At 70.6% G+C, this 25,084-nt stretch carries 21 protein-coding genes; 16 read left to right on the top strand and 5 right to left on the bottom strand.

The features are described from left to right. Positions 1-9: 9 nt before the first annotated feature. The 8 genes from ACGFIB_RS33210 (at position 10) to ACGFIB_RS33175 (ending at position 9,868) form a co-directional block, all read left to right on the top strand. Positions 10-1,002: an ABC transporter permease gene (locus ACGFIB_RS33210; protein WP_142575448.1), complete on the top strand. Its 993-nt coding sequence runs from the start codon at positions 10-12 to the stop codon at positions 1,000-1,002. Continuing rightward, complete coding sequence (locus tag ACGFIB_RS33205; RefSeq protein WP_393377128.1) at positions 999-1,871, top strand: carbohydrate ABC transporter permease; 873 nt, start codon at positions 999-1,001, stop codon at positions 1,869-1,871. Before ACGFIB_RS33210 ends, ACGFIB_RS33205 begins: the two co-directional genes overlap by 4 nt. 63 nt (positions 1,872-1,934) lie before the next feature. Then, a complete protein-coding gene (locus tag ACGFIB_RS33200) occupies positions 1,935-3,599 on the top strand; it encodes an ABC transporter substrate-binding protein (protein ID WP_357265133.1) in 1,665 nt (554 codons plus the stop codon). 70 nt (positions 3,600-3,669) lie between these two features. Further along, positions 3,670-5,235 carry a GH39 family glycosyl hydrolase gene (locus tag ACGFIB_RS33195; RefSeq protein ID WP_393377125.1) on the top strand — a complete coding sequence of 522 codons (1,566 nt, stop codon included), beginning with the start codon at positions 3,670-3,672 and terminating at the stop codon, positions 5,233-5,235. Continuing rightward, a complete protein-coding gene (locus ACGFIB_RS33190; RefSeq protein ID WP_393377123.1) occupies positions 5,232-5,966 on the top strand; it encodes a hypothetical protein in 735 nt (244 codons plus the stop codon). Before ACGFIB_RS33195 ends, ACGFIB_RS33190 begins: the two co-directional genes overlap by 4 nt. Further along, positions 5,953-8,019 (top strand): alpha-glucuronidase, encoded by a 2,067-nt coding sequence (locus tag ACGFIB_RS33185; RefSeq protein WP_393377120.1) that lies wholly within the window; start codon positions 5,953-5,955, stop codon positions 8,017-8,019. Before ACGFIB_RS33190 ends, ACGFIB_RS33185 begins: the two co-directional genes overlap by 14 nt. Further along, a complete protein-coding gene (locus tag ACGFIB_RS33180) occupies positions 8,016-9,320 on the top strand; it encodes an SGNH/GDSL hydrolase family protein (RefSeq protein WP_393377117.1) in 1,305 nt (434 codons plus the stop codon). The genes ACGFIB_RS33185 and ACGFIB_RS33180 overlap by 4 nt, the downstream gene beginning before the upstream one ends. Before the next feature lie 92 nt (positions 9,321-9,412). Beyond that, on the top strand, positions 9,413-9,868 hold the full coding sequence (locus ACGFIB_RS33175) for a GNAT family N-acetyltransferase (RefSeq protein WP_357250514.1): 456 nt from the start codon (positions 9,413-9,415) through the stop codon (positions 9,866-9,868). 48 nt (positions 9,869-9,916) lie between these two features. Here the strand turns inward: ACGFIB_RS33175 and ACGFIB_RS33170 are convergent, their stop codons facing one another. Further along, positions 9,917-10,384, bottom strand: coding sequence for a MarR family winged helix-turn-helix transcriptional regulator (locus ACGFIB_RS33170; RefSeq protein ID WP_191053346.1), 468 nt, complete (start codon positions 10,382-10,384; stop codon positions 9,917-9,919). Between the two features lie 256 nt (positions 10,385-10,640). Here ACGFIB_RS33170 and ACGFIB_RS33165 point away from each other — a divergent pair, with 256 nt between their 5' ends. Further along, on the top strand, positions 10,641-12,038 hold the full coding sequence (locus ACGFIB_RS33165) for an extracellular catalytic domain type 1 short-chain-length polyhydroxyalkanoate depolymerase (protein WP_393377114.1): 1,398 nt from the start codon (positions 10,641-10,643) through the stop codon (positions 12,036-12,038). Positions 12,039-12,099: 61 nt separating this feature from the next. Here ACGFIB_RS33165 and ACGFIB_RS33160 read toward each other — a convergent pair whose 3' ends face one another. Further along, positions 12,100-12,933 carry a PaaX family transcriptional regulator gene (locus ACGFIB_RS33160; RefSeq protein WP_393377112.1) on the bottom strand — a complete coding sequence of 278 codons (834 nt, stop codon included), beginning with the start codon at positions 12,931-12,933 and terminating at the stop codon, positions 12,100-12,102. 508 nt (positions 12,934-13,441) lie between these two features. Between ACGFIB_RS33160 and speB the strand changes: the two genes are divergently transcribed. The 6 genes from speB (at position 13,442) to ACGFIB_RS33130 (ending at position 19,820) form a co-directional block, all read left to right on the top strand. Beyond that, the gene (speB, locus tag ACGFIB_RS33155; protein WP_393377109.1) at positions 13,442-14,389 is read left to right on the top strand and encodes an agmatinase; all 948 of its coding nucleotides are present in this window, start codon (positions 13,442-13,444) and stop codon (positions 14,387-14,389) included. A 176-nt stretch (positions 14,390-14,565) separates the two neighbouring features. Next, positions 14,566-15,924 (top strand): MFS transporter, encoded by a 1,359-nt coding sequence (locus tag ACGFIB_RS33150; RefSeq protein WP_393377107.1) that lies wholly within the window; start codon positions 14,566-14,568, stop codon positions 15,922-15,924. A gap of 15 nt (positions 15,925-15,939) precedes the next feature. Continuing rightward, the gene (locus ACGFIB_RS33145) at positions 15,940-17,493 is read left to right on the top strand and encodes an acyl-CoA synthetase (RefSeq protein ID WP_393377104.1); all 1,554 of its coding nucleotides are present in this window, start codon (positions 15,940-15,942) and stop codon (positions 17,491-17,493) included. Continuing rightward, positions 17,490-18,551 (top strand): aromatic ring-hydroxylating dioxygenase subunit alpha, encoded by a 1,062-nt coding sequence (locus tag ACGFIB_RS33140; protein ID WP_208762493.1) that lies wholly within the window; start codon positions 17,490-17,492, stop codon positions 18,549-18,551. Before ACGFIB_RS33145 ends, ACGFIB_RS33140 begins: the two co-directional genes overlap by 4 nt. Next, positions 18,548-18,769, top strand: coding sequence for a hypothetical protein (locus ACGFIB_RS33135; protein ID WP_357265152.1), 222 nt, complete (start codon positions 18,548-18,550; stop codon positions 18,767-18,769). The genes ACGFIB_RS33140 and ACGFIB_RS33135 overlap by 4 nt, the downstream gene beginning before the upstream one ends. Before the next feature lie 55 nt (positions 18,770-18,824). Then, positions 18,825-19,820, top strand: coding sequence for a PDR/VanB family oxidoreductase (locus ACGFIB_RS33130; protein ID WP_393377101.1), 996 nt, complete (start codon positions 18,825-18,827; stop codon positions 19,818-19,820). A 24-nt stretch (positions 19,821-19,844) separates the two neighbouring features. On the opposite strand, the gene ACGFIB_RS33125 is transcribed toward ACGFIB_RS33130, so the two are convergent. Then, positions 19,845-20,366, bottom strand: coding sequence for a YbhB/YbcL family Raf kinase inhibitor-like protein (locus tag ACGFIB_RS33125; protein ID WP_393377099.1), 522 nt, complete (start codon positions 20,364-20,366; stop codon positions 19,845-19,847). Positions 20,367-20,527: 161 nt separating this feature from the next. After that, positions 20,528-21,868, bottom strand: a complete 1,341-nt coding sequence (locus tag ACGFIB_RS33120; protein WP_208762554.1) for a M1 family metallopeptidase — start codon at positions 21,866-21,868, stop codon at positions 20,528-20,530. A 221-nt stretch (positions 21,869-22,089) separates the two neighbouring features. Between ACGFIB_RS33120 and ACGFIB_RS33115 the strand changes: the two genes are divergently transcribed. Further along, positions 22,090-22,578 (top strand): hypothetical protein, encoded by a 489-nt coding sequence (locus tag ACGFIB_RS33115; protein WP_357250487.1) that lies wholly within the window; start codon positions 22,090-22,092, stop codon positions 22,576-22,578. A 42-nt stretch (positions 22,579-22,620) separates the two neighbouring features. On the opposite strand, the gene ACGFIB_RS36725 is transcribed toward ACGFIB_RS33115, so the two are convergent. Next, positions 22,621-24,783, bottom strand: a complete 2,163-nt coding sequence (locus tag ACGFIB_RS36725) for a glycoside hydrolase family 44 protein (protein ID WP_409348777.1) — start codon at positions 24,781-24,783, stop codon at positions 22,621-22,623. Between the last annotated feature and the right edge of the window lie 301 nt (positions 24,784-25,084).

Here is a 25,084-nt window from a genome sequence, read left to right as displayed (position 1 = left end):
AGGCACGGGATGAGCACCACCAGGACGATCGACGCGTCGCCGGACACCGGGGATCCCCGGCGGGCGCGGTCCGATCCGGCCCGTAAGCAGCGCCCGCCGCGCCGCACCTGGCGCCAGGCGCTGCGCCGTGACTGGCAGCTCTACTCGCTGGCGATTCTTCCGCTGCTGTTTTTCGTGATCTTCCGATACCTGCCGATGCTCGGGAACGTCATCGCCTTCCGGAAGTTCCAGCCGGGCGGCAGCGTGTTCGGCGAGGAATGGGTCGGCCTGCGTTACATAAAGATGTTCCTGAACGACCCGTCGTTCTGGCAGGTGTTCACCAACACCGTGGTCATCGGGGGGCTGACCCTGCTGTTCTGCTTTCCGACGCCGATCGTGCTCGCCCTGCTGATCAACGAGCTGCGCGGCCGGAAGGTCAAGCGGTTCGTCCAGTCGGTGTCCTACCTGCCGCACTTCCTGTCGATGGTGGTCGTGGCCGGGCTGGTCATGGAGATGCTGTCGGTGGACGGGCCGGTCAACCAGCTCCTGCGCGCGGCCGGCAACGAGCCCATCGCGTTCATGCAGGAAGCGGGCTGGTTCCGCACGATCTACGTCTCCTCCGAGATGTGGCAGACGGTCGGCTGGGGGACGATCATCTACCTGGCCGCGCTCACGACCATCGACGATCAGCTGTACGAGGCGGCCAGGATCGACGGTGCGAGCCGCTGGCGGCAGGTCTGGCACGTGACGCTCCCCGGTATCCGGCCGACCGCGGTCACCCTGCTGATCCTCAACATCGGCACGTTCATGGCGGTGGGCTTCGAGAAGGTCCTGCTGCTCTACAACCCGCTGACGTATCCCACCGCCGATGTGATCTCCACGTACCTCTACCGGATGGGCATCGTGTCCAACAGCTTCAGCTACGCCGCGGCGATCGGCCTCTTCGAGGCCGTGATCGGGCTGGCCCTGGTCATGTCGGCGAACCTGATCTCCCGGCGCACGGTGGGGACGAGCCTGTGGTGACCGTCAACAGGACCCGGGGTCAGCGGGTGTTCCGGGCCGTCAACGCGGTCATCCTGACCGGCGTCGTGGTCGTGACCCTGTACCCCTTCATCAACATCGTGGCCCGCTCGCTCAGCGACGAGTTCGCCATCCGCGCCGGCAAGGTCAACCTCGTCCCCGTCGGGTTCACCTTCCGCACGTACGAGTTCGTGGCCTCCGACCCGACGTTCTGGATCAACTACCGCAACACCGTGGTCTACACGGTCGTCGCCACGGCCATCGCGATGGTCATGACCACGTGCTACGCGTACGTCCTGTCGAAGAAACACCTGAAGGGCCGCACGTTCCTGATCGGGATCGCGGTCTTCACGATGTTCTTCTCCGGCGGGCTCGTGCCCAACTACATCCTCATCTCCAGCCTCGGGCTGAAGGACAGCATCTGGGCCATCGTGCTGCCGAACGCGGTCAGCGTGTTCAACCTCCTGGTGATGAAGGCGTTCTTCGAGGGCATGCCGGCCGAGCTTGAGGAGGCCGCCGCGATCGACGGCATGAGCACCTACGGCATCCTGCTCCGGATCGTGCTGCCGCTGTCGAAGGCGGTCCTCGCGACCATGGTGCTGTTCTACGCCGTGTCGTTCTGGAACTCGTGGTTCGCGGCCTTCCTCTACATGAGCCAGAACGACCTGTTCCCGGTGACCGTCTACCTGCGCAACCTCATCGCCGGCGCCACCACGGGCACGTCCGTCGGCGCCGACGCCACCGACATGACGGTGGCCACCAACATCAAGTCCGTGACGATGGTGCTCACGGTCATCCCGATCCTGGTGGTCTACCCCTTCCTCCAGCGGTACTTCGTCAAGGGCGTCATGCTCGGCGCGGTCAAGGGATAGCCACGCCGGATCTCTCACCGACTTTCACCCAGCCCCGTTCCGAAGGGAAAGGACCCCCCTTTCATGTATGAGATCAACCGGCGTCAGGCGATGGTCGCCGTGGGAGCCTTCCTCGCGCTCGCCGCCTGCAGCACCGACGGCGATTCCGGCGCCGGCGCCAAGAAGAGCGGTGACGACTTCGCGGCGAACCGCGACGGCGCGATGGCCGACTACGGCGTGGGCAAGCAGTTCACGGCCGCTGCTCCGCTGTCGTTCAGCGTCCTCTACAACAACCACCCGTTCTATCCCATCAAGAACGACTGGCTGTTCTGGTCGGAGCTGACCAAGCGGACCAACGTGACGCTGCAGCCGAACGTGGTGCCGCTGAGCGACTACGAGAACAAGCGCAGCCTGATGATCGGGGCCGGCGACGCCCCGATGATCATCCCGAAGACCTACCCCGGTCAGGAGACCCCCTTCGTCGCCTCGGGCAGTGTCCTGCCGGTCAGCGACTACCTCGACCTGATGCCGAACTTCAAGGAGAAGATCGCCAAGTGGAACCTGCAGCCCGACCTTGACACGCTCCGGCAGGCCGACGGCCGCTTCTACCTGCTCCCCGGCCTCCACGAGGACTACTGGACGGACTACACGCTCGTGGTGCGCGGCGACATCCTCGACAAGCTCGGGCTGGAGATCCCGCAGACCTGGGACGACGTGCACAACATGCTGAAGGCGATGAAGAAGGAGTATCCCGACTCCTACCCCTACTCGGACCGATGGGGCATCCCCACGCCGGGCGGCGCCATGCTGAACCAGGTCTTCGGCCTGGGCAGCGGCGCACGCGGCGGCTGGGGCTTCACGACCGGCATCACGTGGGATACCAACGCGCAGAAGTTCGCCTTCACCGGCGCGATGGAGCAGTACAAGCAGATGCTGCAGTTCCTCCACACGCTGGTGGAGGAGAAGCTGCTCGACCCGGAGAGCTTCACTCAGCAGGACGACCAGGCGATCCAGAAGCTGGCGTCCGGCAAGTCCTTCGTGATCAGCGGCAACGCCCAGACGCTGGTGAACGAGTATCGCCCGCCGCTGAAGAAGGCCAACCCGAAGGCGACGCTCATCAAGATCCCGGTGCCCATCGGGCCGCAGGGACCGGTCAAGGCCGACGCCAACGACAGCCGGCTGGAGAACGGCATCATGATCTCCAAGAAGGCCCGCGACAGCAAGAACTTCGTCGCGATGATGCAGTTCATCGACTGGCTCTGGTACTCCGACGAGGGCCAGGTGTTCGCCAAGTGGGGCATCGAGGGGACCACCTACACCAAGGACGGCTCCGGCAAGTTCGAGCTCACGAAGGACGTCGACTTCATCGGCCTCAACCCCGGCGCGCCCAAGCACCTGCAGAAGGACTTCGGCTTCTCCAACGGCGTGTTCGCCTACGGCGGCAGCACCGAGTTGCTCCAGTCGACCTTCTCCGAGGAGGAGGTCGAATGGCAGAAGACGATGAACGCCAGGCAGGCGCTGCCGCCGAAGCCGCCGAGCCCGCTCAACGACGAGGAGCGCGAGCAGGCCGCGCTGTGGCAGACCCCGCTGAAGGACCACGCCAACCAGAACACGCTCGAGTTCATTCTCGGCAAGCGGAGCTTCGACGAGTGGGACGCGTACGTCAAGGAGCTCGAGGCGAAGAACATGTCGTCCTACGTGAACCTTGTCAACGGCGCGTACGAGCGCTACAAGAAGGAGCACGGCTGACCGGGCCAGGCCGGCCGTGCCTGTCCCGCGGCCGGCGCGAGCCCCATCCGACGGCGAGCGAAGGACGATGATGCCCAGCCCTGCCCCCGATGTCCACGAGACCCCGAGCCGGCTGACGGACGCCTGGCGGTTCTGCGTCGGCACCGGCCGGTTCGACCTGGCCCTGCGCCGGGACTACCAGGAGTCGCTGGCGCTGGTGCAGCGGGAGATCGGCTTCCGGCACATCCGGGGGCACGGGCTGCTGAGCGACGGGGTGGGCGTCCACCGGCCGTACGAGCACGGGGGGACCCGGCACGTGCGGCACGCGTTCACCTACGTGGACCAGGTGATCGACGCCTACCTCGACCTTGGCGTCAAGCCGTTCCTGGAGCTGGGTTTCATGCCCTCCGGGCTCGCGTCCGGTGAGCAGACCGTGTTCTGGTGGCGCGGCAACGTCACCCCGCCCCGGGACTGGCAGGAGTGGGCCGCGCTGGTGCGGGCCACGGTGACGCACCTGGTCGGCCGGTACGGGCTCGACCAGGTGCGCACCTGGCCCATCGAGGTGTGGAACGAGCCCAACCTCAAGGAGTTCTGGCTCGACGCCGACGAGGCCGCCTACCACCGCCTGTACGAGCTGACCGCGAACACCGTCAAGGACGTGGACGCCTCACTGCAGGTGGGTGGACCGGCCATCTCTCCCGGCTCCGACGAGTGGCTGGTGCGCTTCGCCGACTTCGTCGTCGAACGGTCTGTGCCGATCGACTTCGTCAGCCGGCACGCCTACACCTCCGGCCCGGCCCAGCACGTGCCGTTCGGCGTGCACCAGACGCTGGCGCCGCCGTCGCGGCTGCTGGAGCAGTTCGCCACCCCACGGCGGCAGCTCCGGGGCGGCCCGCTGGCGGACCTGCCCGTGCACATCACCGAGTTCAACTCCTCCTACCGGCCGGACAACCCGATCCACGACACGGCGTTCCACGCCGCGTACCTCGCGCCGGTGCTGGCCGCCGGGGGAGACCTGGCCGACTCCTTCTCCTACTGGACCTTCTGCGACGTGTTCGAGGAGGCGGGGGTGCCGACGTCGCTGTTCCACGGCGGCTTCGGCCTGCTGACCCACCGTCAGATCAAGAAGCCGACCTATCACCTGTACGCCTTCATGGCCCGCATGGGCGAGGAGATCCTGGCGCGCGGAAAGGATCACCTGGTCACGCGGGACGACGCCGGCCGGGTCACCGCGCTGGTCTGGGCGCCGGTGGACGTCACCGGCGGCCCGCCCGCCGACGGGCACACCGTGCGGCTGTCGGTCCCGGTCGGCTCCCCGTCCGGCATCCCGTCCGGCCGGGCCTTCCTGCTCCGCTCGTCGGTGAGCGAGGAGAAGGGCAACGCCTGGAGGGCGTGGTGCGAGATGGGCCGCCCGGCCTCGCCCGGCCCACGGCAGCTCGACGCGTTGCGGGAGGCGGCGGAGCCGGTCCGCGGCCATCGCAGCCTGCCGATCGAGGACGGAAGGGTCGTCCTGGACGTCACCCTCGACCGCCACGAGGTCACCCTGCTGGAGATCACGCCGGTGGCCGACGAGACCCCGCCCTGGGGGGACAGGTGGGACGACCGCCGCCTGCTCGGCCTGGACCCGCTCGTCTCGGGTGAGGAATCCGCGCTGTGACCGAGACGACGATGCGGCGCTTCGGTCAGGGACCGCTCTCGCGCGCCTCCGCGCTGATCTACACCCTGCTCGTGGTCGAGCTCCTGGTCCTGGCCACCACCGTGCCCGGCCTGGCCGGGCTCGTGCTGCTCGACCACGACGCCGCCAACGTCCCGCTGGCCGCGGTCTGCGCGCTGCCGGCCGGCCCGGCGCTGTCGGCCGCGCTGTACGCGGTGCACCACCGCCGGCTGGACCTGGCGGATCTCCACCCGGCGACGGCGTTCTGGCGCGGCTACCGGATGAACGTCGGCGGGGTGGTGAAGCTCTGGATCCCGTTGCTGGCGTTGCTGACCGTCGTCGGATCGACGCTGGGGAACTTCGGCGCCGCAGGCGTCCCGGGGTGGTGGGCGATCCTGCTGGTCCTCATCGCGCTGGCGGCGGCTCTCTGGGGCGCGAACGCCCTCGTGATCACATCGCTGTTCACGTTCCGGGCGAGAGACGTCGCCCGCCTGGCCGCCTACTTCCTGTTCTCCTCGCCCCGGGTCGCGCTGGCCGACGCCTGCCTGCTCGTCGTCGCGGCCGGCGTCACGCTGGTCGGCTCCGAGGCCGCGCTGGCGCTGCTGGCCTCGGTGTTCGCGGCGGCGCTGCTGCTGAACAGCCGGTCGCTGATCGCCGAGGTCACGGAGAAGTTCACCGTTCAGGGCGATATCGTGCAGGGCGATTCCCCGGAGAGGCCTCGTGACGCATCCTGATCCTGTCCATCCGGCGTGGCTGCCGCCGGAGGCGTTCCGCGCGATCGGCTCGCGCCGCACGCTCGTGCTCGGCGACGGGCTCCTCGCCGGGACCGTGCACGACGAGGTCGCGGACGCCTGTGCCCGGCACGGCGGACGCGTGCGCCGGGGCGCCGGAGACGGGCCGCACGACCTCGTGCTCGCGCTCACCACGGCGGAACCGCTGCCGGGCGTCGCGGGCGAGGTCCGGCCCGGTTCCGCGATCGGCGCCGAGGGATACGTGCTCGCGCGGCGCGACGGCGTCACCGTGGTCCTCGCCGACGAGCCCGCCGGGCTGCTCTACGGCCTGTTCCACGTCGTGCGGCTCGGTGAGCGGGCCTTCGCCGGCGAGCGGCAGGCCGAGCAGCACCGGCCCGCGATGGGGCGGCGCATGCTCGACCACTGGGACAACGTCGACGTGCATCCGGTGATGGGCCAGGTCGAACGCGGCTACGCGGGCGGGTCGATCTTCTGGCGCGACGGCGCGCCGCGCGGCGACCTGGCCAGGGTGCGTGCCTACGGGCGGCTGCTGGCCGCGTGCGGCGTGAACGCGATCTCCGTGAACAACGTCAACGTGCACGCCACCGAGGCCCACCTGCTGACCGACCGGCTCGGCGACGTCGCCGCGCTCGCGGACGTGCTGCGGCCGTACGGGATCGGAGTCCACCTGTCGGTGAGCTTCGCCTCGCCCGTCGTCCTCGGCGGGCTGGCGACCGCCGACCCGCTCGACGAGGACGTGCGGAAATGGTGGGCGGGCGTCACCGAGCGGGTGTACGACGCGATCCCCGACTTCGGCGGCTACGTCGTGAAGGCCGACTCCGAGGGGCAGCCCGGCCCGTTCGCGTACGGGCGCGACCACGCCGACGGCGCGAACCTGCTGGCCGAGGCGCTGGAGCCGTACGGTGGGGTCGTCCACTGGCGGGCCTTCGTGTACAACCACCGGCAGGACTGGCGCGACCGGTCCACCGACCGGGCCCGCGCCGCGTACGACCACTTCGCCCCGCTCGACGGGCGGTTCCGCGACAACGTGATCCTGCAGGTGAAGCACGGCCCGGTGGATTTCCAGGTGCGCGAGCCGGTGTCGCCGGTGATCGCGGCCATGCCCGCCACCCGCCTGGCCGTGGAACTGCAGGTGACGCAGGAGTACACCGGCCAGCAGCGGCACGTCTGCTACCTCCCCCCGATGTGGCGCGAGGTGCTCGGCTTCCGCCCCTGGGGAGACGGCGGGGCCGACGTGGCGGAGCTCGTCGGCGGCGGCGGGCTCGTCGGGGTCTCCAACGTGGGCGACGACCCCTACTGGACCGGCCACCCGCTCGCCCAGGCCAACCTGTACGCCTTCGGCAGGCTCGCCTGGGCGCCGGGGACCGACCCGGCGGCGATCCTCGACGAGTGGATCGACCTCACCTTCACGCCGGCGACGCCGTCCGGGACGGTGAGCGGGGACGCGGAGCCTGCGGGGACCGCGGAGACCGAACGGTTGCGCCGCACCCTGCATGCGATCATGGGCGGCTCCTGGCGCACCTACGAGCGGTACACCGCGCCGCTGGGCGTCGGATTCATGGTCCGTCCCGGCCACCACTACGGGCCCGACGTGGACGGATACGAGTACACGCCGTGGGGCACCTATCACTTCGCCGACCGGGACGGCGTCGGCGTGGACCGCACCCGCGCCACCGGGACCGGCTTCACCGGCCAGTATCCGCCGCCGTGGTCGCAGGTGTACGAGTCGCTCGACCGGTGCCCCGACGAACTGCTGCTGTTCTTCCACCACGTCCCGTACGGGCACGTGCTGCACAGCGGATCGACCGTCATCCAGCACATCTACGACACGCATTTCGCGGGGACCGAGGAGGCGGTCGAGGCCAGACGGCGATGGCAGGAGGCCGCCGGGCTGTTCGACCCGTCCCTGCACGCCCGGGTCGAACGGCTCCTCGACGAGCAGGTCCGCTGCGCGGAGGAGTGGCGCGACCAGGTCAACGCCTACTTCTTCCGCAAGTCGGGTGTGCCCGACCTCCGCGGCCGGCGCATCCCGTGACGGCGCCGGACCGCCACGGCATGCCGGACGAGCCCGTGGTTTCGCAGCCCGATGTGGTGCCGGAGATGCCGATGGTGCTGGAGGCGAACGGGCACTGGGTCCCCACCTGGACGGCGATGCCGCAGTTGACGGAGCCGGACAACATGCCGCCTTCACCGTTCCTCCGGGACGACCTCGTTCTCGCGAACGCGACGCTGCGCCAGACGGTCCGGGTCTCGGTGGGCGGGTGGCGGATGCGGGTGAGGGTGTCGAACGCCTTCGGCGGCGCGGCGCTGCCCATCACGAAGGTGACCGTGGCGGCACCGGCCGGAGGGCGGGCGGGGGTGAGCGCGGTCCAGCCGGGAACGGTGCGGCCGGTGACCTTCCACGGGCGCCCGTCGCTGACGATCCCCGCCGGGGCGCAGGCGGTCTCCGACCCGCTGGACGTCGAGCCGGCGCCCGGGTCGAACCTGACGGTGACGGTCCATCTGGCCCACGGGCAGCGCTCGGCGGGCATCACCTCGCATCCGGGCTCGCGAACCACCTCCTACCTGCTGCCCGGCGACCACGCCGACGCGGAGGACCTGCCCGGTGCGACCGCGGTGGACCACTGGTACTTCCTCAGCGGAGTGGAGGTGTGGGCCGATCCTTCGGTCGCCGCGGTGGCGGTGGTGGGCGACTCGCTGTCCGACGGCCGGGGCTCGACCACCAACGGCAACGATCGCTGGCCCGACCGGTTGCTCGACCGCCTGCGGTCCCGGCACGGCATGGACGGCGTGGCGGTGATCAACCAGGCGGCCGGGGGCAACCGGGTGCTCAACGACGGCCTGGGCCCCAACGTGCTGGCCCGGCTGGACCGCGACGTGCTCGCCCACAGCGGCGTGGCGTGGCTGGTCCTGTTCGAGGGGGTCAACGACATCGGCACCGCCGAGGCGACCCCGGCCGCGCAGAAGCAGGTGGCCGACGACCTGGTCTTCGCCTACGACCAGATCATCACGCGGGCGCACGCCCGGGGCATCCGTGTCTACGGGGCCACGCTGACACCGTTCGGCGGCAACGCCTCCTACGACGACGCGCAGGGCTGCCGGGAGGCGGCCCGGCAGGCGGTCAACCAGTGGATCCGGGCCGGCCGCCGGTTCGACGCCGTGATCGACTTCGACCGCGCCGCCCGCGACCCGGCCGATCCCCGCCGGCTGCTCGCCACGTACGACGTGGGCGACCACCTGCACCTGAACCCGGCGGGATATCAGGCCCTCGCCGACGCCGTACCCGCGCACCTGTTCCGGCGGGAGCCGCTGCCCCCGGGCTTCGGATTCGCCTGACGCACCGGCGGCTAGAGTGGCGTCCGGCCGTGGTCCCCGACCACAGATACCGAGCACCGATGTCACCGAGCACCGATGGACGAACGAGCGCGATGAGAATCGTCGTGGACGACCTGTCCGGCCCGCTGATCGCCGAGTTCCTGCGGGAACACGTGCGGGAGATGCGGTCCATCACGCCGCTGGAGAGCAAGCACGCCCTCGATCTCGACGGCCTGCGCACGCCCGAGGTCACGTTCTGGTCGGTGATGGACGGCGACACCGTCGTGGGCTGCGGCGCGATCAAGAGGCTCGACCCGGCGCACGCCGAGCTGAAGTCGATGCGCACCGCTGTGGCGCGCAAGCGCGGCGGGATCGCGTCCCTGCTGCTGAACCACATCCTCGCCGAGGCCGGGCGGATGGGCTTCACCCGGCTGAGCCTGGAGACCGGTTCGGCCGACTTCTTCCTGCCCGCCAGAAGGCTCTATGAGAAGTTCGGGTTCGGCTACTGCGAACCCTTCGCCGACTACCGGCCCGATCCGCACAGCGTGTTCATGACCAGGCTGCTCTGACGACCTCGCCAGTCCGCGCCAGTCTGCGTCGGTCCGCGCCGGTCCGCGTCAGTCCGCGTCGGGACGCAGGGCCCGGGCGCACACGGTGAGGCCGTCTCTGAGGGTCTCACGCGTCGTGTCGTCGACCTTCGCGAGCATGACCGCTTCGATGTCGTCGAGCGAGGTGTCGCACCGCCGCAGCACGGACACCCCCTCGGCGGTGAGGCGGGCGCACAGTGTGCGGCCGCCCTCCGGGTGCGGGTCGCGGCGGATCAGGCCGCGCCGTTCCAGGTCGCGGATGACGAGGTTCATCGCCTGCGGCGTGACGAAGGCGATGCGGGCCAGCTCCGCCGACGACGCCCCGTCGCGCGTGCGCAGTTCGCTGAGCGCCATGTATTCGGTCGTGGTGACGCCGTGCCGGGCGAGCGTGTCGTCCAGGCGGGCGCGGATGCGGCGCTCCAGGCGGAACACCAGGTAGCTCAGGCGTGCCCCGGAGGCGGCCGGCTGGGCGGCGGGGCGGGGGCGGCGGGCGGTCACCGGACGACCATACCGCGCGATCATCACGATGTAAGTTTCGCGGATTGCTATCAAGTGAATTGATAGCAAGTACTTTGATATGCAGCGGAAACACCTATTTGATCGCCGAGGCCCTCGCGGTCATGCCTTGACTGCGGGACGACACCGCTTCTATACCGGCTGACGTCACGATATCTGAGCGGACGGCGATTCTGGAGCGTGTGCGGAAAGGCACAAAGAAAAGAAGGAACCGCCACTGATCGAAAAGGAGGAGCGGATGAGGCGATTACTCGCGGCGCTCGTCGGTGCCGTCGCCGCGGTGCTGTGCGCCGCCGCGGCCCTGGCGTCGGTGCTGGTGTCCGCGCACCCCGCCGCCGCGGCCACGCTGACCGAGGTGACCAACTTCGGCGCCAACCCCGGCAATCTGCGCATGTATGTGTACGTCCCGAACAGCGCCCAGCAGAACCCGGCGATCGTGCTGGCCATGCACACGTGCGGCGGGACGGGGCCGGGCTTCTACTCGTCCACCGAATTCGCGTCGCTGGCCGACCGGTACGGCTTCATCGTGATCTACCCGTCGGCGTCGAAGAAGGCCAACTGCTTCGACAACTGGTCCGAGGCGTCCAAGGTGCGCGGCGGCCAGACCGACCCGGTCTCGCTGATGTCGATGGTGACCTATGCCGAGCAGCAGTATCACGGCGACTCGAACCGGGTGTTCGCGACCGGCGCCTCCTCGGGCGCCATGATGACCAACGCCATGCTCGCCCTGTATCCCGAGGTGTTCAAGGCGGGCGCCGCGTTCATGGGAGTGCCGTTCACCTGCTTCCCGAACGAGGCCGCCTACCAGCCCGGCGGCAACTCCGCGCCGTGCGTCGGCAAGACCGCCCAGCAGTGGGGCGACGTGGTCCGCAACGCCAACCCCTCCTATCGCGGCCCCTGGCCGCGGATGCAGCTGTGGCACGGCACCTCCGACAACGTCGTGGCCTATTCGGAGCTGGAGGAGGAAATCAAGCAGTGGACGAACGTGCACGGCCTGAGCCAGACGCCGACCTCCAGCGACACCCCGCAGGCCGGGTGGAACCGTCGCCGCTACGCCGACTCCTCCGCAACGGTGCGGGTCGAGGCCTACACCATCCAGGGCGCGGGCCACAGTCTCCCCATGAGCGGCATGGCGGCCGTCGCCATCCAGTTCTTCGGCCTCACCGGTAGCGGCCCGAGTCCGAGCCCGAGCGCCAGCCCGTCCCCGAGCCCGAGCGCCAGCCCGTCCCCGAGCCCGAGTCCGTCCCCGAGCCCGAGTCCGAGCCCGAGTCCGAGCCCGAGTGCCAGCCCGTCCGCGAGCCCGTCGAATCCGCAGCAGGGATCCTGCCGGATCACCTACCGGCCCAACTCGTGGAACAACGGCTTCACGGCGGAGGTCACGATCACGAACACCGGCACCACGCCGGTCAACGGCTGGACCGTCACCTGGACGTGGCCGGGCAACCAGCAGGTCACCAACGCGTGGAACGCCGGCGTGACCCAGTCCGGCGCCCAGGTCACCGCGCGCAACGTCTCCTACAACCCCGCCATCCCCGCCGGAGGCAGCACGAACTTCGGCTTCCAGGCCACCTACGGCGGCAGCAACACCGCACCGGCCGGTTTCTCCCTCAACGGCGCGGCCTGCGCCACCGGCTGACCGGCTCCGGCCGCGCCCGGCCGCGCCGCTTCGATCCATCGGGGGGCGGCGCGGCCGGGCGTCAGACGGCCAGCGTGTCCAGGACCGCGGCGGCCAGCTCGGCGGCGGGCTGCTCGTACCGCTGGGCGAGCGTCTGGAAGGTCTGCTCGGCCTGGATCGCCGGCCAGTCCCGGGGCAGGTGCTCGGCGGGCAGGTGCGGATCCTGGCGGACGAGCTGCAGCCAGTCGGTGTGCAGCAGCAGCTGCCGCGCGAGGTCGTCGGGTGCGCCGGGGAGCGGCCGCGTGACGTCCCACTGGGCGAGGAACGCCCGGTGGCGCGCGGCGATCTGCTCGATGTCGAACGCCTTCCCGACGAGGTCGGCCGCCTCGGTCGGCGTGAACGCCCTGGCGGTCAGCACGGTCACGTGGTCGCCCAGATCGAGGGAGGCGAGGACGTCGGTGACATCCCTGACGCCCGGCGCGATCCACAGACCGCTCTGCAGCAGGCCGAAGCCGTTCCAGATGAGCCGCGACCGCAGGTCGTGCCGGGTGCTGCGGCGGCTGTCCGGAATGGAGAAGCCGACGAGCGTCCAGGTGCCGTCCCAGTCGCGATTCACCGCGCCGGTCTCCCACACCCGCTTGCGCCCGTCCTCCAGCACCTCCACGGCATGCGAGGTGAGCCCGAAATACACCTTCCGGCCCTGCCGATGCCGTGCCAGCAGGTTCCGCTTCACCATCCGCGCGAGCGTCGACCGTACGGCCTCCTCGGAGACGCCGAGGCGGGCGAAGACGTCGATGACGCTCCCGGAGTAGACGGCGATGTCGCGATGCAGCACGTAGATGCCGAGGAAGCTGAACATCAGGGACTGCGGGCGCAGTGACGGCGCCGTCTGGTCGTCTTCGCCGCCGAGGGTCACCGAATCCTCCGGAGGAAGGCCGGCTCGCCGGGGACGGGAGGAACCCGTACCTCGCAAGGGGCGGCCCGGCGAAGCCGGGACAACTCGGAGCGTGAAGCGCTCATGCCTTTCTCCTTCTACTGACGAGCGCGGCAAGGCATGTCGGAACGCGAGCATGCGTGCGGCGTACAGGGTGTATATCCCACCCCCGAACGATCCGCGATGCCGGACCGCGCCTTCACGAAAGCCCGGTGGCACGGGTGGTGCGGGCGGCACCCGGTCGTGATCGGCCGCCGGTGGCCACGCTCGAAGACGTGCGGCGCGCAGGACTCGCCCGCCTTGCCCTGACCCCGGCCGCACTGGCCCCGGCGGCACTGGCCGCCGGGTCGTCCGCGGTTGTTCTCATCCACCGACCGGTGCCGCTGACTCTTCGTTTTTGCACCCGTTGCCGGTTTAGTTGGGTTGTGTGCAGACTGTCGATCAATGGGTCCCTGAACCGCGGCTGCGCGGCGGAGAGAAAGGATCAGGTATGAGCCTGCCCCGGGGGCCCGTCGATTCCGTACGGGTTCCGCGATTCGCCGGACCGGCCACCTTCGCGCGGTTGCCGCGGCTGGACGAGGTCGGGCACGCCGATGTGGCGGTGGTGGGCGTGCCGTTCGACAGCGGGGTCTCCTACCGCCCCGGCGCCCGGTTCGGCCCCTCGGCCGTCCGCGAGGCCAGCCGCCTGCTCCGGCCGTACAACCCGGGTCTGGACGTCTCGCCGTTCGCGCGGATGCAGGTGGCGGACGCGGGCGACATCGCGTGCAACCCGTTCGACATCCGCGAGGCGGTCGAGACCGTCGATGAGGCCGCCTCCGGGTTGATGGAGGGCGGCACCCGGTTGGTCACGATCGGCGGCGACCACACAATCGCGCTGCCACTGCTGCGGGCGGCCGCCCGGCGGCACGGCCCGGTCGCGCTGCTGCACTTCGACGCCCACCTCGACACCTGGGACACCTACTTCGGGGCCGAGTACACGCACGGCACGCCGTTTCGCCGGGCGGTCGAGGAGGGCATCCTCGACACCGAGGCGATGTGCCACGTCGGCACCCGCGGCCCGCTGTACGGCAAGAAGGACCTCGGTGACGACCGCCGGCTGGGGTTCGGCATCGTGACCAGCGCCGATGTGCTGCGCCGTGGTGTGGACGAGGTCGCGGACGCGCTGCGGCAGCGGGTCGGGAGCCGCCCGCTCTACCTCTCCGTCGACATCGACGTACTCGACCCGGCGCACGCGCCCGGCACCGGCACTCCCGAGGCCGGCGGACTGACCAGCCGGGAACTGCTGGAGATCCTGCGCGGCCTCGCCGGGGCCGACCTGGTCGGCGCCGACGTCGTGGAGGTCGCGCCCGCCTACGACCACGCCGAGATCACCTCCGTCGCGGCCTCCCACGTGGCCTACGACCTGATCGGCCTGCTCGCGCTCAAGGAGGAGAAGTGAGCGAGGCCACCGGCGGGCCTGGTCCTGCCCGGAGGCCTCGCCGTGGTCCGGCCGTGCGCCCGGACCGGCCCTGCCGCACCCATCTTGGGCAGAGTATTGACCTCCGTTATGGATCTGCCTAACCTCCGGACGAGAAGGCGAGAGTCTAAGCTCGCTCCCGGACGAGGAGCTCGGTCATGCCGAACCTGTCAGTCGCACCCCCCCACCGGATTCAGCTCCGCCGCGCGGTGACCTCCAGCTTCGTGGGCAGCGTCATCGAGTACTACGACTTCCTGCTGTACGCGACCGCCTCGGCCGTGATCTTCAGCAAGGTCTTCTTCTCCTCCCTCGACCCGCTCACGGCGACGGTCGCGAGCTTCGGCACGTTCGCCACGGGCTACCTGGCCAGGCCGCTCGGCGGGGTGATCTTCGGCCACTTCGGCGACAGGCTTGGGCGCAAGCGCATGCTCGTGCTGACCATGACCCTGATGGGCGTCGCCAGTTTCCTCATCGGCCTGCTCCCCACCTACGCGCAGATCGGCAGCCTCGCGCCCATCGCGCTCATCGTGCTCCGGGTCCTGCAGGGCCTCGCCGTGGGCGGCGAGTGGGGCGGCGCGGTGCTGATGTCGGCCGAGCACGCGACCAGCCGCCGGGGACTGTGGGCGAGCTTCACCAACGCCGGGGCGCCCTTCGGCATGGTGCTGTCCACGGCGGCGCTGACCGGCACCGGGGCGCTCCTCGGGGAGGAGGCGTTCCTGAGCTGGGGCTGGCGCGTGCCGTTCCTGCTCAGCATCGTCCTGCTGGTGGTCGGCCTGTTCGTCCGGCTGCGGGTCGAGGAGACCCCGGTGTTCGAGGCCGCCAGGACCGAGGCCTCCCGCCAGAAGGCGCCGCTGCTCGACGTGCTCCGCAACCACCCGAAGACGCTCCTGCTCGGGGTGGGCGTCGGGTTGTCGGCCTTCGTGGCCCAGGGCACGCTCACCACCTACCTCATCGCGTACGGCGTGCGGGCCGGCTTCCCCCGGCAGGACGTGCTGAACGGCCTCACCCTGTCATCCGCGCTGGCCGTCCTGAGCATCGTCGGATGGTCGGCGTTGTCGGACCGCGTCGGACGCCGCCCGGTCGTGCTGACCGGCGCGGTGCTCATGGCGGTGTTCGGCTTCGTGCTCTTCCCGATGGTTGACTCCGGCAGCACGGCTGTGCTCACCATTGCGCTCGTGCTCGGACAGTCGGTCCTCCACCCCTTGATGTACGGCCCGCTCGCGGCGTTGTACACCGAGCTGTTCACCACCCGGAGCCGCTACACGGGAGCCTCGCTCGGCTACCAGATCGCCGGGCTCGGCGCCGGGCTGGCTCCGCTGCTGTTCGCCCAGGTCGACGCGTCGTCCGGCGGCGGCGCGACCACGACGATCTCAGTGATCATCGCGGCCGCCTGCCTGCTGACCGTGGTCTGCGTGCTGGCTCTGCGGGAGACCAGCCGGAACGACCTGACCTCGGTCGCCTCGGCGGTGACGCCCCAGACGGGTGCGGCCGGCACGGCGAAACCGTCCACCACTTGACGGGGGTTCTCACGGATGCGCAACGCAGGACTGGGAGGCTGGCCGGCGCGCCGGGCGCAGATGAGCCCGGACCGCACCGCGTTCGTCCACGGGGAGCGGCCGCTCAGCTACGCGGAGGTCCACGAGCGGACGACGAGGCTCGCGTCGCGGCTGCGTGAGGCGGGAGTGCGGCCGGGGGACCGGGTGGTCTACCTCGGCCCCAACCACGTCGCCTTCGCCGAGACGATGTTCGCCACCCACGTCCTCGGCGGGATCTTCGTCCCGCTGAACTTCCGGCTGGCCGCGCCCGAGATCGCGTACATGCTTGAGCACTCGGGCGCGTCGGTCCTCGTCTACGCCCCGGAATGCGCGGCGCAGTGCGCGTTGGCGGTGCGCGACCGGCCGCACCGGTCGGGGCCGCGCACGGTGGTGGCGCTGGAGTCCCCGGCTGAGGGGGAGCGGCACTACGAGACCTGGCTCGCGGAGGGCGATCCCACGCCGATCGACACCCCGGTCACGCTCGACGACGTCGCCCTCATCCTCTACACCTCCGGCACCACCGGACGGCCCAAGGGCGCCATGCTGAGCCACGCCAACCTCACGTGGAACTGCTTCCACATCATGATCGGCGTGGACGTGACGAGCACCGAGGTCACGCTGATCAGCGCGCCGCTGTTCCACGTCGCGGCGCTGAACCAGACCCTGCTGCCGACCTTCCTCAAAGGCGGCACCTCGGTCATCATGCCCTCATGGGACGTCGACCGGTGTTACGACCTCATCGAGAGGCACCGGGTCACCTGGATGTTCGGGGTCACCGCGATGTTCGCCGCGTTCGCGCGCTCGCCCCGGTGGCCGGACGCCGACCTGTCCTCGCTGCGCACCCTCATGTCCGGGGGAGCGGCCATCCCGGTCGCGTTGATCCGCGCCTACCAGGAACGGGGCCTGGTGTTCTGCCAGGGCTACGGGATGACCGAGACCTCGCCGGGCGCGACCTTCCTGGAGGCGGGCGAGAGCGTGCGCAAGGTCGGCTCCGCCGGCGTGCCGGTGTTCTTCGCCAACGTGCGCGTGGTCCGGCCCGACCTCACCCCCGTGGCGCCCGGCGAGCCGGGCGAGGTGCTCGTGCAGGGGCCCAACGTCACCCCCGGCTACTGGCGCGACCCGGAGGCGACCGCCGCCGCGCTGGCCGAGGGCGGCTGGTTCCACTCCGGCGACCTCGCCACCCTGGACGACGAGGGCCACCTCCACATCGTCGACCGGGTGAAGGACATGTACATCTCCGGTGGGGAGAACGTCTACCCGGCGGAGGTCGAGGGCGTGCTCTTCGAGCACCCGGCCGTGGCGGAGGCCGCCGTGGTCGGGGTGCCCGACGACACGTGGGGCGAGGTCGGCCGCGCCTTCGTCGTGCCGCGCGACGGTGCGGACGTCACCCCCGGCGCGCTGCGCGACTTCCTCCGTCCCCGGCTCGCGAAGTACAAGATCCCGGCCTACGTCGACATCGTCGACGCGCTGCCGAAGACCGGTTCCGGTAAGATCCACAAACCCGACCTGCGCAGGCGGCCCCTACCGCCGGCTCCGAGGAGTGACTCGTGATCGTCACCGAATTCGCGCGCAACCAGTGGTACGTGGCCGCATACGGCCACGAGGTGGGCCGGCGTCAGCTCGGCCGCACCATCCTGAACGAGCCGATCCTGCTCTACCGCACCGAGGACGGGCGGGCGGTGGCGATGGCCGACCGCTGCGTGCACCGCCGGTTCCCCCTGTCGGAGTCGCCCAGTCACCTGGTCGGCGACCGCGTGGTCTGCGGATACCACGGCTTCACCTACGGCCCGGACGGCGTCTGCGTCGCCGTGCCCGCCCAGCAGCGCATCCCGCGCACCGCGCGGCTGCGCACCTTCCCCGTGGTGGAGCAGGACTCGTTCGTCTGGGTGTGGATCGGCGACCGCGAGCCGGGCGACGTGCTGCCGCCGCGCGCTCCCTGGCTGGTCTCGCCCGACTACGCCACGGTGTGCGGGATGGAGCCGCTGAACGCGCGGTACGGCCTGCTCGTGGACAACCTCCTCGACCTTTCCCACGAGACGTACCTGCACGGCGGGTACATCGGCACCCCGGAGGTGGCCGAGACCCCGATCACGACGGAGGTCGACGAGGACGCGGGCGTCGTCTACGTCAGCCGCCACATGGACGACGCGGCCTGCCCGCCGTTCTACGCCGAGTCGACCGGCATCAAGGGCCGGATCACCCGCTGGCAGGACATCGAGTATCACCCGCCGTGCCTGTATCTGCTGCACAGCCGCATCGCTCCGGTCGGGTCGCCCCCGCCCGCCGACGACGGCACGGACTCGCACGCCTTCCACGTCGAGGTCGTGTACGCGATCACCCCGTCGACGGAGAACTCCACCTACGACTTCTGGGCGGTGGCGCGCGACTTCGCGCTCGACGACGAGAAGGTCTCCGACTTCCTGCGGGACAGCAACCGCACCGTCGTCCTGCAGGACGTGACCGCGCTCAACACGCTGGAGCAGGTCATCGCCGCGGAGCCGGACCGATACCAGGAGTTGTCGGTGAACATCGACACCGGCGGGCTGGCCGCTCGCCGCCTCCTCGCCCGGATGGCCGGCTCCGCGCCCGCGCAGACCGCCGTTCGATGAACGCGCGGGACTCCGGCGCGCGGGCCGGCCGCACCGTCTACCGCATCCGCTGGCTGCCGGGGACGGACCGGCTGCACGCCTCCTGCTTCTGCGGGGCGGAGCGCGAGTTCGAGGACCCGGTGGTCCTGTGGGACTGGTTGCTCGGCCACCCGGAGGGCCACCTGCCCGGCCCCGCGGCGGAGCAGGACTCCCCGGCCCCGGCCGCCGCGCTCGTCTGACGCGACCTGCTCCAGATCTGACGCGACCTGCTCCAGAAAGGAAGCCTCGGCGACCATGCCCGCCACGGAACCGGAGCTCGACGTGAAGGTGGCGGGCAAGGCGCCCGTCGCCGAGGGCGTCGTCCTGCTGCGTCTCGTCCGCCCCGACGGCGGCCCGCTGCCCGTCTGGACGCCGGGCGCACACGTCGACCTGCTGCTCGGCCCGGGACTGGTCAGGCAGTACTCGCTGTGCGGCGACCCCGGCGATCCCTCGGTCTTCCAGGTGGCGGTGCTGCGGGAGCCCGGCGGGCGAGGCGGCTCGGCGTACGTGCACGACCGGCTCGCCGAGGGCGACACGATCCGGGTGCGCGGTCCCCGCAACCGCTTCGGCCTCGCCGAGTCACCCCGCTACCTGTTCGTCGCCGGCGGCATCGGCGTGACGCCGATCCTGCCGATGATCGAGGAGGCGGCGCGGCGCGGGTGCGACTGGCGGCTGGTGTACGGCGGGCGCACCCGCGCCTCGATGGCGTTCGCCGAGCGGCTCGTGCGGCAGCACCCGGGCCGGGTGGAACTGTGCCCGCAGGACGAGACGGGTCTGCTCGACCTGGACGCGCTGCTCGGCGTCCCGCGTGCGGACACCCTCGTCTACTGCTGCGGACCCGAGCCGCTGCTGGCGGCGGCGCAGGAGCGGTGCGCCTCCTGGCCGAAGGGAGCGCTGCGGGTCGAACGCTTCGTGCCGTCGGCCAGGAGCGGCGCCGGCACGGCGGAGGGCACGGCGGAGGGCACGGCGGCCGGTCCGGCGGAGGGCGCCTTCGAGGTGGAGCTGGCCCTGACCGGCACGACGCTGACGGTGCCGGAGGGCCGCTCGATCCTGGAGGTGGTCGAGGAGGCGGGGGTCGCGGTGCTGTCGTCCTGCCGCGAGGGCACCTGCGGCACCTGCGAGACGGCGGTGCTCGGGGGCGTCCCCGACCACCGCGACGACCTGCTCACGGAGGAGGAGCGCGAGGCCGGGGACGTCATGTTCATCTGCGTGTCGCGGGCCCGCTCGCCCCGCCTCGTCCTCGAACTCTGACCCCCTCGGCGTGCGGGTCGCCGGTCAGCCGCCCCAGGTGCCGACGGTCTCGCCCGAGGCGATCGCCGCGTCCTTGATCCGCTGGTGCAGCGCCGTCGCGTCGCCGTCCGGCGTGATCGGGCCGCGCAGCGCGTAGACGATGAAGTGGTAGTGATGCACGCCGCTCGGCGGGCAGGGGCCGGCGTAGCCTGCCGTGCCGTTGCTGCCCGGCAGGACCTTCCCCGGGGACCCGCCATCGGGCACGCTCTTCTCGGTGGCGGGGATGCCGGTCGCGATCCAGTGGATGTACGTGCCGCCGGCGGCATCCGGGTCGTCCACCACGATCGCCAGCTCCTGAGCGGATTCGGGGACGCCGCTCCAGGCCAGCGGAGGCGAGACGTCCTGGCCTCCCTGCCCGGCGCACACGTGTTTCCCGGGGATCGCGGCGCCCTCGGCGAAGGCCGGGCTGCTCACCTTCAGAGCGTCCGCGGGCGCCGCGCCCTCGGACGAGCATCCCGGGAGGACGACCGCCAGCAGGGCGGCGGCGATCAGCGTGCCGATCTTCATGCCGCCAGGATAGGTGGCGGAGCACGCCCGCGCGGCAGGAAAGGCGTCCTCGTGACGGCGCACCTGCTCATCCGCCGACGGCCACCGGCGCACGCGTATGTGTGTGGACCTGGCCGCGCTCGCCGCTCCCGGCCGGGCCGGGAGCGGGACGCCGGGTGCGCTCAGCCGTCGATGCGGTGGGTCGTCCAGAACGACGACAGGTCGACGGAGGTGGCGGCCTGGGCGGCGGCCTTGAAGTCCGCGGTGGTCGAGACTCCGTACCAGTGGGCGGTGGCGTAGTTCTTCAGCAGGTTCTGCATCGCCGTCGTGCCGATCGCGCGCCGCAGGTCGTGCAGCGCGCACTTGCCGTAGGTGTAGACGACGGTGCCGTACCGGCTCGAATGGGCGTCCCAGTAGGCCATCGAGTTGCTGATCTTCTCCGCCGACGACCGCCAGGAGACGCTGTTCCAGCAGTTGGTGCCCGAAACGCCGTTGTAGAGGTCGGTGGCGTAGTCGGTGAACGACTCGTCCAGCCACGGGCTGGTGTACTCGTCGTCGCCGACGATGCCGTACCACCACTGGTGGGCCAGTTCGTGGGCGAGCGCGGTGGAGCTGACCACGTCGAGCACGAAGCCCGGATACTCCATGCCGCCGAACCAGAAGTTGTTGTCCAGCACCACGTCCGCCTCGCCGTACGGGTAGGAGCCGAACCGCCCCGCGTGGGCGACGAGCGCGTTCTTCGCGGTGGTCATCATCGAGCTCGCGCTGCCGGAGCTGATCGAGCTCACCCGGTAGACGTTCACGACCACGCCCGTCGTGGTGGTGCTCGTGGTCTTCACGAACGGGCCGGCCGCCCAGGCGAACTCGCGCACGTTCTTCGCGGTCGCCTTGGTGATCGTGCGGCCGGACGTTCCCGGCGTGTCGACGGAGGTGCCGGTCGCCGGCACCAGCAGCGACGTCGGGTGGTCGAGCGTCACCGAGTAGTCGCTGATCAGCGTGTAGAAGGACTCGCCGTTGTTGCTGTACGGATCGAGGTGCCAGCCGCTCGCGTCGCGGACCGCCAGGACCGGCAGCGCGTTGCCGACGAAGGTGTAGGACCCGTCCCGCCCGAACCGGTCGGCGCCGCTGGGCACGACGATGCTGAGGTCGAACCCGATCGAGGCGCTCTGGTTCTGGGCGAGCGGCGCGGGCAGGGTGATCTTCAAAGCGGTGCAGGAGACCGACAGCGGGGACGGCGTGCCCCCGGTCACGTTGGTCACGGTGACCGGTGTGGACGGGCACGTGCCATGATAGTTGTCCCACAGGCGGAGGTAGACCTCCGTGAGGGGGTCCGCCGACGCGTTGGCGAAGGTGACACTCTCATGCCCCGTCCACGTGCTGCCCGAGGCGTTGCTGGTCAAGGTGACCGTGTAGGAGGGCGATCCCGGCGTCCTGGTCCCGTCCACGGCGTGAGCGGCGGGCGGAACCCCGCAGACGAGGACGAGCACGGCCGCCGCCGCGGTGATCAGGAATCGTCGCACCATGAGGAGGGTCTCCTTCCGAGCGCCCGGACCCCCGATCTGCCGATGAATGTAACTTTTTGTCAAATGGCGGTCAATGCGTGCTTTTTGCGGTGCTGGTCCCTCCGGCGGCACGATCACCCCGGCCGGCGCCGGCCACTCGTTCACGTACGGCGATTGCATGGACACACAGTGTCATCGATACTCGTCCGGGTGGTGGCAGCGGCATGCGGGGAGGGTCCAGGGTGGTTCGAACCAGGCATGGCAGGGCCGCCTCTGTGATCGTCGCCGCGGCCGTGGTCCTGGCCTTCCCCTCTTCGTCCTGCGCGGCGTCCGCCGGACCCGGTGGTGATCGGCCGATCGACTGCCGCGGCTGGTCGCGGCCGAACCCCCAGACCGTGAAGAACGCCAGGCCGGTGTACTCGCTGACGAGCGACAAGTGGGGCGCCGCGGTGGACGTCACGCTGTGGCGCGGGGACGCGGGCCCGCGTGGAGAGTGGCACTACTGGGCGACGCTCACCGGCCGCACCCGGCCGGACGACGCCGTTTGGCTCGACGTCTGGCCGCCGGGTGGCGGCCCGTGGCATCGGTGCGGTCCCTTCCCGGTGAGCGGCGACGGCCAGGCGGTCTCCACTCCGATGGCCGTCTGGCGGGACTACACCCTCGTCAAGGCATGCGGCCGGCACGACGGCTTCAGCGCGTGCGGACGCGACAAGGGCGCGATGGTGGACTGATCCCGGTGCCTGCCGGGGAAGGCAGGCACCGGGATCAGCGGGTCAGCCCGTCGCGCAGGGCGATCCGTTGAGCGTGAACTGCTTGGGCGCGGGGTTGGCGCCGTTGTCCCAGCGGCCGAGGAAGCCGAAGGTCACGCTGCCGCCGTTCGCCGCGATCGTGGCGTTGTAGGCGGCGTTGGTGACTGTCACCTTCGATCCGCTCTGGGTGTAGGAGCCGTCCCACAGCTGGGTCACGGCCTGCCCGGTGCCGTACGTCCAGCCGAGCCGCCAGCCCTTCACGGCCGTGGCCCCCCGGTTGACGATCCGGACCCCGGCCTGGAAGCCGCCGGGCCACTGGTTGGTGACCGTGTACGTCACCGTGCAGGAGCCGGCAGGCGTCGGCGAGGAACTCGGCGAGGAACTCGGCGAGGGGCTGGGCGAGGGCGACGGGCTGGGGCTCGGCGACGGCGACGGCGACGGCGACGGGGAGGGGGACGGGGACGGAGAGGGGGAGGGCGACGGGGAGGGAGACGCCGACGGGGACGGGGAGGGCGACGGAGAGGGGCCGGCGCCGGCGGGGATCACGACGGTACTGATCGAGTTGGCCGGGAACGTGCCGGTGAAGCCGCCGGCCCCGACCTGCACGTCGGCGTCGCGAACGATGGCCGACGTGTCGGCCGCGCCGTACCGATAGACCTGGGCACTCGCGCCGCCGTCGCGTCCCTTGACGGCGACCTCGCTGGTCAGGTCGTCGCCGGTCTTGTTCACCACGACGAGCGTGAGCGCATCGTCGGAGGCCCGCTCGGCGGCGTACACCGCCAGCTTGCCCTGGTCGGCGCTGGTCGCGCCGACCGCCGTCTCACCGAACCGGCCGCCCTCGCCGTCGTAGTTCAGGTACATCCGGAAGGCGTACGCGCCGGGCTGCGAGGCCGTGGGCGGGCTCCACAGGGTGGCGAGGTCGAGGCCCTCACGGCCGAAGATGCCGAGGATGTCGGCCTGGGCCAGGGCTCCGTTGATGTGGTCGAGGGCGCCCCAGTTGTACTCGGTGATCGCGGTCCTGGTGCCGGGATACTCGGCGGCCACCAGCTCCTTCATCCGCGGGATGAGCCGGATCTGCGTGTTGATCCAGCTCTCGTCCGTGTACGACGGGTCCCACAGCGCCCGGGTGGAGCGCAGCCGCAGGGCGTCGGTGGTCGGGTTGCCGCCGGCGCCGAAGGCGATGCCGGACGCCTGCGGGTAGAAGTGCTCGTCGAAGTAGTCGAGGACGCGCAGGCCGTGCTCGTCCTCGTAGTTCTTCATCTGCCGCAGGTACCAGGTGGTGAACGGAAGGCCGCCGCGGACCTCCTTGTCCGGAGGGTTCGACCAGCAGTTGGTGCGGCCGCAGGTCTCCTGGTCGAGACCGGAGTAGTCCCAGGAGGACCAGCCCCAGCCGACCGGGCCGAGCGTCTTCGCGCCGGGGTCGGCGGCCTTGACGGCGGCACCGATGAGGTAGGCCTTGTCGCGCAGCTCGACCGAGCTCGCGCCCTCGGGGTGGACGTCGCGGTGCGTGCTGTGCCAGATGTCGGGCTCGTTGTCGAGGTTGTAGAACTTCACGCCGCCGCCGGAGGCCGTGCCGTACTTCCCGGTGAGGTGGCCGATCCAGTCCTTCACGTAGGCCGCGCCGGCCTCGACGCTCGTGTCGTGGGGGTCGTTGCCGGTGATCTTCGTGCCGTCGGGCTTCACACCGTTGCCGCAGTCGGGACGCCACTGGTCGGTCTGCTGCTGCGTGCCGTACGCGGTGACGGAGAAGCCGCAGGAGGCGTCGCGGCCCTTGGGGACCCAGCCGATCAGCGGGACGGTGAGGATGGTGTCGGTGCCGGTGCGCCGGTCCTGCTCGACGAACCGGTCGGTGGTGGAGCCGTCCGGCAGTTTCGATGGGTCCGAGTTGTCCTCGGCGATGTTCTCGAAGAACCAGTCGGAGGCGCGGTTGCTGGTGTCGTACAGGTAGTTGTAGCGGGTCGTCGCGTTGCCGCCCCACCGGCGCACCGGAAGACGCAGCTCCTTGGCCAGCGCCTCGTCCGCGAAGTTCATGCCGTAGATGTACGGACTGATGGGGTGCCGCCCGGTGGTGGTGTCCACCGTCAGCGCGGGGCCGTCGGCGGCCGCGAGGGCGGGCAGCTGACCGGCCGCGCCGATCGACAGGGCGATCGCCGCGGTGAGGGCGATCGGGAGCGTTCGCGTTCGCACGGGTCTCCTTCCGAGTCCTGTGGTGGCCGCGGGATGCGAGGGGAGCATCCGCCGCGCGGCCAGGCCATCACGCTGGCCAAGACCCCGGACGGGAACAAGAACGCGGTTCGCCGGAGCACCGTGGGCACGCGTTGAGCAGCCACATCCCCTTATGTGCGCATGGAAGTTTCACGACGACGCTGCGTTTCCCGACGACGCTGCGTTTCCCGACGACGCTGCGTTTCCCGACGACGCTGCGTTTCCCGACGACGCTGCGTTTCCCGACGACGCTGGGTTTCCCGACGACGCGGATTTCCCGACC

It is taken from the genome of Microbispora bryophytorum (assembly GCF_043197435.1).
Lineage (GTDB): Bacteria > Actinomycetota > Actinomycetes > Streptosporangiales > Streptosporangiaceae > Microbispora > Microbispora bryophytorum.
This window is presented reverse-complemented; position numbering and strand designations above follow the sequence as displayed.